Here is a 12,899-nt window from a genome sequence, read left to right on the forward strand (position 1 = left end):
AATTATTAAAAATCCCGACGAGTACTAGTCGGGATTTTTTGTTTTACATATTTCTTCGGTATTGACCACCTACATCAAACAAGGCATGTGTAATTTGCCCTAAAGAACAAATTTTAGTGCATTCCATAAGTTCTTCAAAAATGTTTTCCTGTTTCAATGCACAATTTTTCAACTTCTCTAAAGCTATTTCGCTTTCAGTTTTATTTCTATTTTGTAAAGATTCTTTATTTAAAATCTGAGCTTTCTTTTCTTGTTCTGTTGCTCTAATCACATTTTCTGGAATTACAGTAGGAGAGCCAGAAGAAGAAAGAAAAGTATTTACCCCAACTATCGGCAGTGAACCATTATGCTTCATGGTTTCATAAAACATAGACTCTTCTTGTATTTTATTTCTTTGATACATGGTTTCCATAGCACCTAAAACACCACCTCTTTCAGTAATTCTATCAAATTCGACTAAGACAACTTCTTCTACCAAATCGGTCAGTTCTTCAATAATAAAAGAGCCTTGGAGTGGATTTTCATTTTTAGTCAGCCCTAACTCTTTATTAATAATGAGTTGTATTGCAACTGCTCGCCTTACAGATTCTTCTGTTGGCGTTGTAATCGCTTCATCATAAGCATTGGTATGCAATGAGTTACAATTATCATAAATTGCATAAAGTGCCTGCAAGGTAGTTCTTATATCATTAAATGAAATTTCTTGAGCGTGTAAAGATCTACCAGAAGTTTGAATATGATATTTAAGCTTTTGCGATCTTTCATTACCACCATACTTCAATTTCATGGCTTTAGCCCAAATTCGTCTGGCAACTCTGCCAATTACTGCATATTCAGGATCAATTCCGTTTGAGAAGAAATAAGAAAAATTCGGAGCAAAATCATCAATATGCATGCCTCTGCTCAAATAGTATTCGGCAAAGGTAAATCCATTGCTTAGTGTAAATGCCAATTGGGTAATCGGGTTGGCACCGGCTTCTGCAATGTGGTACCCAGAGATGGAAACAGAATAGAAGTTTTTTACCTTTTGATTTATAAAATATTGCTGAACGTCGCCCATGAGTTTAAGCGAAAACTCAGTAGAATAAATGCAGGTATTTTGTGCCTGATCTTCTTTTAATATATCTGCTTGCACCGTTCCTCTTACTACAGAAAGTGTATTAGCTTTTATATTTTCATATATCTCTTTCGGTAGAACTTGCTCACCAGTAACTCCCAAAAGCATTAAACCTAACCCATTATTACCAGTTGGTAATTCACCATTATAAATAGGTTGTGGTGTTCCTTTTTGCTTATAAATTTCTGCTATTTTAGCTATAGTATTTTCTTCTAATCCGTTTTCTTTAATGTAAATCTCACATTGCTGGTCAATAGCAGCATTCATAAAATAGGCACATATCGTAGCCGCCGGACCATTAATTGTCATTGAAACGGATGTGTTCGGATCAGCCAAATTGAAACCTGAATACAACTTTTTCGCATCATCCAAACAGCAAACACTTACGCCGGAATTGCCAATTTTACCATAAATATCTGGTCTCAATCCCGGGTCTTCTCCATATAATGTCACTGAATCAAAAGCTGTAGACAATCTAACGGCATCCTGTTCTAATGATAAATAATGGAATCGTTTATTTGTTCGCTCTGGACCACCTTCACCAGCAAACATTCTAGTAGGGTCTTCTCCTTTTCTTTTGAATGGGAAAACTCCGGCCGTAAATGGGAATTCACCCGGAAAATTCTCCTGTAATTGCCATCTCAAAATGTCTCCTAAGTTTTTAAATCGAGGTGTAGCAATCTTAGGAATTTTTGTATTAGAAAGGCTTTTGGTAAAAGTCTCTACATCAATATTTTTATTTCTTACTCGATAGGTATACAATTCTTTTTCGTAGGCAGATTTCCTTTCTTCCCAATTATCTAAAAGCTGCTGATTGTTTTTATCAAGTTTTAAAAGCTCTAGCTCATAAAGTTCTTTAAGTGATTTGTTCAGTGAATCATTGTTAGCTAAATCCAACGCTTTTTTTAACCCAAATAAGTTGTCTGCTACTTTTGCCTGTTCTTCAGCGTGTTTATTGTATGTTCTTATCGTTTCAGAAATCTCAGACAGATATCTGGTTCTTTCTGGTGGAATAATAAATAGTTTTTGCTGATCAACTTCATTTTCTAATAGCTTGCTATTCCAATTCAATGTGAATTTATCGTTGAGCAAGTCTATTATTTTTTTGTAAAGTTGATTCATGCCTTTATCCTGAAACTGGGCGGCAATGGTTCCATAAATTGGCAAATCATCGAGGGAGCTTTCCCAAAGCAAATGGTTACGCTGATATTGTTTTTTTACAGCTTGTAGCGCATCTAGAGCACCTCTTTTGTCAAACTTGTTTAGGGCGATCAAGTCAGCAAAATCCAGCATATCAATTTTTTCAAGTTGAGTTGCTGCACCAAACTCTGGTGTCATCACATATAAAGATATATTAGCATGATCTGTAATTTCAGTATCAGATTGACCTATACCTGAGGTTTCGAGAATGATTAAATCGTAATTTGCTGCTTTCAGTATATCAAGGCTTTCTTTTACCTGGTTTGATAGTGCCAAATTTGATTGTCTGGTAGCCAAAGAGCGCATGTATACCCGTTCATCAAAAACAGAATTCATTCTGATACGGTCACCTAAGAGCGCTCCACCTGTTTTTCTTTTAGATGGATCTACAGAAATAATTGCAATTTTTTTATCATTAAAGTCCGATAAAAACCTTCTAACTAATTCATCTACCAAACTCGATTTTCCTGCACCACCTGTTCCAGTAACACCTAATACTGGAACTGTTTTTTGTTTAGATTTAAACTTTAACTCATCTATATATTTCTTAATCTCATCGGGATAATTTTCGGTAGCTGAGATTACTCTCGCGATAGATTTTTTATCTTGTTTGCTAATTTTCTTCCATTCTCCATTTAAATCTTTTCCTGTCGGAAAATCGCATGCTTTTAGTATTTCATTAATCATTCCTTGCAGACCAAACTCTCTTCCATCGTCAGGTGAAAATATTTTATCAATACCATACTGATGTAATTCTTCTATTTCTGAGGGTAAAATAGTGCCACCACCACCGCCAAAAATCTTTATATGCGAAGCTTGTTTCTCTTGTAGTAGGTCATATATGTATTTAAAAAATTCAATATGGCCGCCCTGATATGATGTAATGGCAATTCCCTGTACGTCTTCTTGTATGGCACAATCAACTATTTCTTGCACAGATCGATTATGACCAAGATGAATAATCTCGGCGCCAGACGATTGCATTATTCTTCGCATAATATTTATGGAAGCATCGTGTCCATCAAACAAAGAGCCGGCTGTTACAATGCGTATTTTATGTTGAGATTGGTATGGTTGAATCATTTTCATATGTTCAATAAAATATTGAAATAATATAATTTTTCAAAAATGTGTATTGTTATTAAAGTCAAATTTAGAAATTTATAAATTGTAATATATAAACCTTTGCTTTAAGTTCTTGTTTAGAAAACGTAAATAAGATAAGAAATAGATCCATTTATATCTGCCTTTGTAAAGAAGAGCTTTTACACAGTTTATTCTTTTTTGTCTGTGGTAACAACCGTATATTTGCAGCTTGAATAAGCATTTCTCACAGGAAGAATTTAAATAGAAAGATGAAACAATATAAGGAGTTACTTAAAACCATTTTAGAAACAGGAACTAAGAAAGAAGATAGAACAGGAACTGGCACATTAAGTATATTCGGATATCAAATGCGTTTCGATCTTTCAGAAGGGTTTCCAGTAGTTACCACCAAAAAGCTTCATTTAAGGTCAATCATCCATGAGCTACTTTGGTTTTTAAATGGCGATACCAATATTAAATATCTTAAAGAGAATAAAGTAAGAATTTGGGATGAGTGGGCAGATGAAAATGGCGATCTAGGACCTGTATATGGTAAACAATGGCGTTCGTGGGAAACCCCATCAGGCGAAAAAATTGACCAAATAAGTAAGCTTGTTCAACAAATAAAAAATAATCCAGATTCCAGAAGACTGTTGGTGAGTGCGTGGAATCCTTCGGATGTAGATAATATGGCATTACCTCCTTGCCATACACTTTTTCAGTTTTATGTTGCTAATGGCAAAATCTCTTGCCAATTATACCAACGCAGTGCCGACGTATTTTTAGGAGTTCCTTTTAACATTGCTTCTTACGCTTTACTAACCATGATGATTGCACAGGTTTGCGATCTTGAACCTGGTGATTTTATTCATACCTTTGGTGATGCACATTTGTATTCTAATCACTTAGAGCAAGCTAAATTGCAATTGAGCAGGACGCCAAGACCATTGCCAGTAATGGAGATTAATCCTGAAGTAAAAGATTTGTTCTCATTTAAATACGAAGATTTCACTTTAAAAAATTACGATCCGCATCCACATATCAAAGGAGAAGTAGCAGTTTAGTTTATTAATTAGAGCGAGAATTCCTTTCATCTCTGATTTTTCCATTTCATCTATCGTTTTTTCCAGTTCATAGGGAAAGTTGTTTCCGACTATGAGTCGGATTACTATGTTTGTTCTGTAGCTAAATAAATCATTATATTTTTCTATTTAATACTATTTTCTTCCTTCTGAAGATATAAGAGGCCATATTTTTAATGTTTTAAATAATAAATAAACTATTTTAGTCAATTATAGAACTTATTATTTTATCCGACCGTTAGTCGGATTGTAACAGATGGTATATGGGAATAAAAGAAAGAAGGGAAAGAGAACGAATAAGAAGGAACAATGAGATTGTTGATGCAGCAGAAAAAGTAATATCTAAAAAGGGCATGCAAAACACAACGATGGATGATATTGCTAAAGAAGCTGAACTGGGTAAAGCTACAATCTACGGTTATTACAAAAGCAAAGAAGAAATACTCTTAGAAATTAATAAAAGAGCATTTAATAAGTTGGGAGAAATGTTTTCTTCAATTTATGATGATTACGAAACAGGTCTTGAAAAGCTTAATGGTATAGGCAGAACCTATATTCAGTTTGCTAAAGACTACCCAAATTACTACCAATTTATATCTCTATTTGAGTTAGGTTTTACAGAAAAAGATCCAATAGAGAGTAGTTTGAATGGCCAGAGATGTGATAATATTTTAATAAATGCCATTAAAGATGGTCAAACTGACGGCTCTGTTCGAAAAGATTTAAAACCTGAGATTGTAGCCAAATTGCTTTGGAGTATGACAACTGGTGTTATGCAATTATATAAAGTAAAAGGTGATGTTTTGAAAGAGTATAAAGGTATAGATGAAAAAGAATTGTTTGAGCATTATTTTCTATTCTTAAGAAATGGCATTGCTTCAACATAAATAATGAGAACGAATATTTATTAAACTGAGATTGTATATGCTAAGCAAGATACAAAGTACTATATGGGATTATCCCATATATTTTTTGAAGATATCCGACTATCAGTCGGAAAGTAAATTAAGGTTGATAATATTGCTGCTTTTTGCAATTAGCTTACCGGTAAATCTACTTTTTGCTCAATCTAAAATTCTAGATAACTATATTGAAGAAGGCTTAAAATCTAACCTAGCTATGCAAAGACAAGGTCTAACTCTCGAAAGGCAGATTGAATCTTTAAAAGAAGCAAGAGGCATGTTTTATCCGAATGTGAGTTTTAATGCCGATTATACACTCGCCAAAGGAGGTAGGATGATTGAGTTACCAATCGGTGATTTACTGAATCCAGTTTACAGCACACTAAACGAAATGAATGAGAGCAAAAACTTTTCGATGGTGGATAATGTAGAAGAACAGTTTCTACCAAATAAATTTCACGACACTAAACTCAGGTTAATTCAGCCTATTTTCAATTCTGATATCTTTTATAATTACAAGGCTGCTAAAGACATGGTGAGTATACAGCAAGCAAAAAAGGATGCCTACCAAAAAGAGCTGACAAAAGAAATTAAGGTGGCTTATTATAAGTATATACAAGCCAACGAAGTATTAAATATTTATTCAGAAACTAGGCAATTACTCAACGAAGTTTTAAGGGTAAATAAAAAGTTGGTCGTTAATGACAAAGCCACATCTGAAATCATTTTTGATGCTCAATATGAGATTAGCAAATTAGATGAAGAGGAAGCCTTTGCAAGAAAGGATATGGAAGTTAGTAAAGCTTGGTTTAACTTTTTACTGAATAGAGACCACCAAACCGAAATTGAAACGGACACCATTGTTTTTCAAGCTTTTACTGATCAAGCTTTTGATTCTGAAAGTTTAGAAGATCAAGCACTTACATCCAGAGATGAGTTAAACCAAATTCGAAGCAGTGTAAGTGTTGAAAATCAATTATTGAACATGTCAAAATCTAGCAGTTTACCTACGGTGTCTTTAGTGGCAGATGTCGGTTTTCAAGGCTATGGTTATCAGTTTGATAGCTCTCAAGATTACTGGTTAACGCAAATTAGCTTAAAGTGGAATTTGTTTCAGGGCTTACAAAACAAGTCTAAAATTCAGCAACATCAAATTACCTTAAAAGAGCTTGATACACAGCAACAAGAGCTTGAAGAGCAGATTAGGTTGCAAGTAAGAGAGTCTTGGCATGACTATATAGCCGCAAAGAAAAGTTTATCTGCTGCTACAGCTGCTCTTGAAAGTGCCCAAAGCAGTTTCAGAATTAATCAGAGAAAATATCAGGAAGGGCAAACACCTTATATCAATTTGGTTGATGCTCGTACCAAGTTTACAAATGCTCGTTTCTCTAAACTCATTGCGAGCTATTCTCTTCTCGAAAAACAAGCAATTCTCGAACGAATTGCTGGCCTATAAAACTTGATTCCCAAACCCTTTTATAAAGATATTACCTATAAAATCATGACTAATTACACAAAGTATTTACCCTTAATGCTTTTCTTATTTGCTGCGTGTTCAGTTGAGAAAAAAACAGAAACTATTGTTAAAGAAACTAAGGCTATTCCTGTGAAAATTGAAAAAATAGAAGAAAGTAATGAGCCAATTCCTATTGAAAGTAGCGGGATTTTAGCTGCTAAAGAAGAAGTAAGACTTTCTTTTAAAACAGGCGGAATATTAGAAAATATTTATGTGGATGAAGGACAAAAAGTGCAGAAGGGTCAACTATTGGCAAGTTTGTCTCCCGAAGAAATCGATTCTCAAGTTTTGCAAGCAAAAGCATCGTTAGAAAAAGCCAAAAGGGATTTGCAACGCGCTGAGATTTTGTATAAAGACACAGTTGTTACACTAGAAGATTTACAAAATAGCAAAACAGCTTTAGAAGTTGCACAGGCTAATATGGAGATTGCCAGCTTTAATCAGCAGTATTCAAAAATATATGCTTCGACCAACGGTCGGGTTTTGCAAAGATTGGCAGAGCAGAATGAGGTATTAAGTCCGGGAACACCAGTGTTTTTACTGGCATCATCAGAAAAATCTCAGATTATAAGAGTCGGCTTGGCAGATAAAGATGTGGTGAAACTGCAATTAGGAGATAGTGCTATTGTAAAATTCGATGCTTACGATCGTGAGAACTTCAAAGCCAAAGTAACAGAGATTGCTGCTACTGCCTCGCCCGTGGGTACATTTGAAGTAGAATTATCTATCCAGCCTTCAAAATATGAACTTAAACAAGGCTTTGTGGGTAAGACCTCTATTTTTCCATCAAAGCAAGCGCCTTATTACAAAGTTCCGGTGAGTGCCATTTTCGAAGCCGATAAAAAAGCAGTATATGTTTTTGTGCCAGATAAAGACCAACAAACTGTCTCTAAAATTAAATTGGAAACCACTGGAATAGGAGAGGACTTTCTAATTGTAAATAAAGAAACTGCAAAACAATTAGACTTTGTAATTACTGAGGGAAATGCTTATCTCAATAATGGTAGCAGTATCACTCCAAAACAACTCACATCCAATTCTTCACTGGTAACTCGATAGTTCGATTAAATTAATAAGACCATGCAATTACCTAAGCTTGCTATAAATAATTTTCAGTTTGTACTGATTCTGGTATTTCTGTCTGTGTTGTTGGGAACAGTTTCTTTTATGAACATGCCTCGTTCAGAAGATCCCGGTTTAAATATTCCTATTTACAGGGTGGTGTGTATCTATCCGGGAACCAGCCCCAAAGATATGGAAGAATTAGTGGTAGACCCAATTGAAGAAGCGATTAACGAAGTAGAAGAAGTGGATGACATACGAACTACCATAGAAGAAGGTATGGTGGTGATGCGAATTGAAGCGGAGTTTGGTGTTGATATAGACGACGTGCACGATGAGATTAGGGCGAATGTAAATGCTATTGCAAGAGATTTGCCAGATGGCATTGTTCAGTTAGATGTAGAAAAAGTAAGCCCACAAGATGTTAAAATTTTGCAATTGGCTTTAGTTTCTGATGATGCACCATATGCTGAGTTAAATGCCATTGCAGAAGATTTAGAAGACCATATTGAAAACCTCAAAGGTTTGCGCTCTGTGGATATTGAGGCTTGTCCCGAAGAAGAAATAAGAGTTTCTATGGATTTGCAAAAAATGGCAAATTTGGAAATTTCGCTGCAACAAGTAATGGGAACTTTGCAAGGGAATAATGCCAATATTCCGGGTGGCGATATTAAATCTGGAAATAAATCTTTTACTATACAGACAAGTGGTGGTTACAAAAGTTTGTCTGAGTTAGAAAACTCTGTAATTAGCAGTTATAATGGGCAATTAATCTTCTTGAAAGACATCGCCCAAATCTCTTTTGATTATGAAGATTTACGCTACATAGGCCGATTTAATGGTAAAAGAGCGATTTTTATTACAGTTACTCAAAAGGATGGAGCCAATATTATTTTTCTGGCAGATGCGATTAGAGAGAAAACCAATATGTTTGAAAAAACATTACCCTCACACATAAAACTGGAAACTGCTTTTGAACAAGCACCTGCTGTTAAATTGAGAATCAACGATTTTTTTGTAAATCTACTGCAAGGAGTTTTATTAGTTGGAGCCGTGATATTTATCTTTTTAGGTGGTAGACCTTCGCTCATTATCATGACGGTAATCCCAACTTCTATCATTATTGCGATTGGCTTGCTCGATCTTAATGGATTTAGTTTACAGCAAATATCTATTGCGGGTTTGGTAATCGCCTTGGGTTTATTGGTAGATAATGGTATTGTGGTGGTTGAAAATATAATGCGTTACCTAAAAGAAGGAGCAACTTTAAAAGATGCTGCTGTAAAAGGTACTACAGAAGTAGGTTGGGCAATTATTAGTTCTACAGTAACTACTGTTTTGTCTTTTTTCCCTATTACTCAAATTGAAAATGCAACAGGTGAGTTCTTGCAAACTTTACCGCTAATTGTGGTTTTTAGTTTAACAGCTTCATTAGTACTTGCATTAACTTTCACTCCATTGGTTGCAGGTAAATTTTTAAAAGCTGGCTCCAAAATGCAGATGAAATGGGTAGATAAGCTTTTAGATAATTTGGTAGAAAAGGTTTATGCAAGACTATTAACTTTTTCATTAAAAAAGCCTTGGTTAATTGTGGCAGTTGCTGTATTTACTTTTTTAGGAAGTTTGGCCTTGTTCCCATTGGTAGGGGTTAGTTTATTCCCAACAGCAGATAAACCTTTGGTTTTAGTAGACATCAACACACCCAACGGAACCAATCTGGATAGAACAGATGAAGCTGCGAGATATGTAGAATCACTCATCGATTCAATGGATTATGTGGTAAGCTATGCATCGAATGTGGGCAGTGGAAACCCGAGGGTATATTATAATAGAGTGCCTATCCAGTTTAAAAAATCCCATGCGCAATTACTAATCAATTTAGAAGACTGGGAAAATGATAAGTTCTATGCATTAATTGCTTATCTGCGTGCAAAAGCTGAAACTTATTCTGGAGCAAAAGTGACGATCTCCGAGCTCAAAAACGGCCCAGATTACGAAGCGCCAATTACCATAAAAATTCTTGGCGACGAGATGGATACATTAAAACGAATTGCTGCTGATGTTGAAAAATTGATTGAAGAAACTCCGGGGACTATCAATGTAGATAATCCTTTATCTATTAGTAAAACAGATATTAAGGTAAATATCAACAAAGATAAAGCTGGCATTAGTGGGGTTTCTCTAGCAGATATTGACATGGCTATAAGAGCAGGTTTAACCGGAGTAACTGTAAGCGAAGTTAGTTTTGATAATGGCGATAAATATAATCTTGTAGTTCGCTTACCTTTTGATGAAAAACCGGGCATAGAAGATTTTAATAAAATATATGTGCCTAACAGAAACGGACAAATGATTCCTCTGAATCAATTGGCTTCTTTGGCATTTCAGGCTGGGGCATCTCAAATATTTCATTTTAACTTAACTAGAAATGCCAATGTTTTGGCTGATGTAATTGAGGGATATAATTTAAATGAGGTTACCATGAGTGTGATAGATCAGCTAAACAATTATAACTTTCCAGAAGGGTACAGCTATTATGTAGCTGGGGAATACGAAAACCAACAAGAATCATTTGGCAGTTTGGGGCAAATACTGGTGGGAGCACTCATTGCGATTTTTGCAGTTTTGGTCTTGCAATTTAAATCGTTTAGACAGCCATTTATCGTTTTTTCGGCCATTCCGTTGGCATTTACTGGTTCTATTGTGTTTTTGTTTCTTACAGGTTGGTCGTTTTCGTTTTTTGCATTTGTAGGTTTTACAAGCCTTGTGGGTATTGTTATTAATACTTCAATTATTCTAGTAGACTATTCAAACCAATTAGTTGCGGGGGGGATGCAAATAGAAGATGCTATAATTAAAGCAGCTAAAACTCGCTTTACTCCAATATTGCTTACTACTTTAACAACTATTCTAGGTTTATTGCCACTAACACTTACTAATAGCAATTTGTGGAGTCCACTTGGTTGGACAATTATTGGAGGGATGATTTCTTCAACTTTACTTACATTATTACTTGTGCCAGTTCTTTATAAATGGTTTACACATAAAAAGAGAGCAGAGATGGCAGTAATATAAATTTTTATAAAATGAATTAAAAGGACAACATTTGTGTTGTTCTTTTTTAGAGCAAAGATTATTAAGAATAAAAAAATATTAGCAACTAGTAGTGATATAATTAGAAAAATTATAGCTACATTAGTATTGCAAATAGCTATACATTATTTATACCAGCAGAATATTAACTCAAATGTTTTACTGTTCTAAAATAAAAAAACAGTACGTTTGCAGTTATATATTTAGAATATAATTTTTTGGAGAAATTTCATTTTTTCATTAAATTGATAATAGTAAGTTACAGGTAATTCCCGCCATAAATTTACCCTCAGATTAGACTTACAGCGAAAAACTGTATTGAGTTTAATTTGTTAATGTAGGTAGGCATCTGTATCACTTTATCATAAAGTGCACATTTCGAATTATTTGTAAAGCTATTGCAGGCTTCAAAAATTGGAGTCTTAGAATTTTATCACCAAAAACGATCAATTACTAGTCCGTAATCTTAAAAAAAAGTAAAACTTAATCTATGGGTAGATCACAAGAAACATTTAGCAAAAAAGAAGTTACAAACAGAAAAGAGAAAAAAAGAAAAGAGAAAGAAAAAAAGAGATTAGCAAAAAAAGATAATGAAACCAGTGGCAAACTGGAAGACATGATTGCTTACGTTGACGAATTCGGAAATCTCACCTCTACTCCTCCGGACCCAACTAAAAAAAGGGAAATCAAGAAAGAAGAAATAGAAATTAATATTCCAAAGCAAGATGCTTTACCAGAAGATGATGGTCCAAGAAAAGGGGTAGTAACCTTTTTTAACGACTCTAAAGGCTATGGATTTATAAAAGATAGCGTAACTAAGGAGAGTGTATTTGTGCATATTAATAATGTTGATGGTAACATCAAAGAAAATAACATGGTTACCTACGAAGTCGAAATGAGAGAAAAAGGGCCAACTGCTACCAATGTTAAGGTTACCAGATAATGTTTCTTTGTCTGCTCCATTCTAATTGAATAAAATCATTTTTCATAAGGTTCAATATATTATAACTTTGGCTTGTAATATAAAGAACCTTTTTTATTTCCAGCATGAACCAACTAAACCATCAATTTTACCTTAAACCAGAAGCAGAGCAAAAGCGGTTTATATGGAAAGTCGTTAGTTTAATAATTATATTATTCGCAATCATATTCTTACTTAGTTGGTGGAAAGGCTGGTATTTACTCATTATACTTTGTCCAATAATTTTAATGAGTTTAGCATCTTTTGTAGATGCACCATCAGGCAAGAAAGATGGTACACTCATTTATTATTCCCCTTTACTAATTGTTGAGAAGAAAAAAGAAGCGATACTCAATTTGCATGGAGGTACTTTGTTCGACTATTGTTTTGTGTTAGACCGTAAACAAAATGCAGCAGAAAGAACCAAGTTTATATTAAAAAGCTATTTGGAAGGAATTGTAAACCTCATTAAGGAGTATGAGACTAGCGATAAAACACATAGTAAAGTAAAGGCCACATCTTACATTATAAATGAAAGAACAGCTAAAAAGGCTGGTTTTAAGCTGGCAAAAACAGATGGATTGCAAAATTTCATTCTCCTAATTAATTACATCCCACTTACACTTTCGTATTCCATGTCTAAAGGGAAGCTAGCTTTTCCTAATCTGGCAAATATCAAATCTTACGAATGCGAGATTAGTGATCTAATTGCTAACAAAGTGTTTTTGCAAAATTTATTGAAGCGCTTTAATAAAAATACTGAGCAAAAAGAAGCTGTGAGATAATACATACCTCAAAAAACAGAAAATCGCCATTTCATTGATATATTAATAACCATATGTTTTGCTTCATGTTAATATAATAAAGCAGCTAAAGATTT

General features: G+C 34.3%; 8 protein-coding genes. 7 read left to right on the forward strand and 1 reads right to left on the reverse strand.

The window, feature by feature from the left end; translation table 11 throughout:
• Nucleotides 1-43: 43 nt before the first annotated feature.
• Nucleotides 44-3,406: a methylmalonyl-CoA mutase family protein gene (locus OQ292_RS18325; RefSeq protein WP_284683596.1), complete on the reverse strand. Its 3,363-nt coding sequence runs from the start codon at nucleotides 3,404-3,406 to the stop codon at nucleotides 44-46.
• Nucleotides 3,407-3,672: 266 nt separating this feature from the next.
• Between OQ292_RS18325 and OQ292_RS18330 the strand changes: the two genes are divergently transcribed.
• The 7 genes from OQ292_RS18330 (at nucleotide 3,673) to OQ292_RS18360 (ending at nucleotide 12,804) form a co-directional block, all read left to right on the forward strand.
• On the forward strand, nucleotides 3,673-4,467 hold the full coding sequence (locus OQ292_RS18330; protein ID WP_284683597.1) for a thymidylate synthase: 795 nt from the start codon (nucleotides 3,673-3,675) through the stop codon (nucleotides 4,465-4,467).
• Nucleotides 4,468-4,748: 281 nt separating this feature from the next.
• Nucleotides 4,749-5,372, forward strand: a complete 624-nt coding sequence (locus tag OQ292_RS18335; RefSeq protein WP_284683598.1) for a TetR/AcrR family transcriptional regulator — start codon at nucleotides 4,749-4,751, stop codon at nucleotides 5,370-5,372.
• 37 nt (nucleotides 5,373-5,409) lie between these two features.
• A complete protein-coding gene (locus OQ292_RS18340) occupies nucleotides 5,410-6,843 on the forward strand; it encodes a TolC family protein (protein ID WP_284683599.1) in 1,434 nt (477 codons plus the stop codon).
• 45 nt (nucleotides 6,844-6,888) lie between these two features.
• Nucleotides 6,889-7,962, forward strand: a complete 1,074-nt coding sequence (locus OQ292_RS18345) for an efflux RND transporter periplasmic adaptor subunit (RefSeq protein WP_284683600.1) — start codon at nucleotides 6,889-6,891, stop codon at nucleotides 7,960-7,962.
• Between the two features lie 21 nt (nucleotides 7,963-7,983).
• The gene (locus OQ292_RS18350) at nucleotides 7,984-11,040 is read left to right on the forward strand and encodes an efflux RND transporter permease subunit (protein WP_284683601.1); all 3,057 of its coding nucleotides are present in this window, start codon (nucleotides 7,984-7,986) and stop codon (nucleotides 11,038-11,040) included.
• Nucleotides 11,041-11,548: 508 nt separating this feature from the next.
• Entirely contained in the window at nucleotides 11,549-12,001 is a 453-nt protein-coding gene (locus tag OQ292_RS18355; protein ID WP_284683602.1) for a cold shock domain-containing protein, read from the forward strand.
• Between the two features lie 104 nt (nucleotides 12,002-12,105).
• Nucleotides 12,106-12,804: a hypothetical protein gene (locus OQ292_RS18360; protein ID WP_284683603.1), complete on the forward strand. Its 699-nt coding sequence runs from the start codon at nucleotides 12,106-12,108 to the stop codon at nucleotides 12,802-12,804.
• Nucleotides 12,805-12,899 lie beyond the last annotated feature (95 nt).

Source organism: Chondrinema litorale, assembly GCF_026250525.1.
GTDB lineage: Bacteria > Bacteroidota > Bacteroidia > Cytophagales > Flammeovirgaceae > Chondrinema > Chondrinema litorale.

Excerpts from the sequence above, each read along its gene's own strand:
- OQ292_RS18325 (WP_284683596.1), bottom strand. The coding sequence starts at position 3,406 with ATGAAAATGATTCAACCATACCAATCTCAACATAAAATACGCATTGTA.
- OQ292_RS18330 (WP_284683597.1), top strand. The coding sequence starts at position 3,673 with ATGAAACAATATAAGGAGTTACTTAAAACCATTTTAGAAACAGGAACT.
- OQ292_RS18335 (WP_284683598.1), top strand. The coding sequence starts at position 4,749 with ATGGGAATAAAAGAAAGAAGGGAAAGAGAACGAATAAGAAGGAACAAT.
- OQ292_RS18340 (WP_284683599.1), top strand. The coding sequence starts at position 5,410 with ATGCTAAGCAAGATACAAAGTACTATATGGGATTATCCCATATATTTT.
- OQ292_RS18345 (WP_284683600.1), top strand. The coding sequence starts at position 6,889 with ATGACTAATTACACAAAGTATTTACCCTTAATGCTTTTCTTATTTGCT.
- OQ292_RS18350 (WP_284683601.1), top strand. The coding sequence starts at position 7,984 with ATGCAATTACCTAAGCTTGCTATAAATAATTTTCAGTTTGTACTGATT.
- OQ292_RS18355 (WP_284683602.1), top strand. The coding sequence starts at position 11,549 with ATGGGTAGATCACAAGAAACATTTAGCAAAAAAGAAGTTACAAACAGA.
- OQ292_RS18360 (WP_284683603.1), top strand. The coding sequence starts at position 12,106 with ATGAACCAACTAAACCATCAATTTTACCTTAAACCAGAAGCAGAGCAA.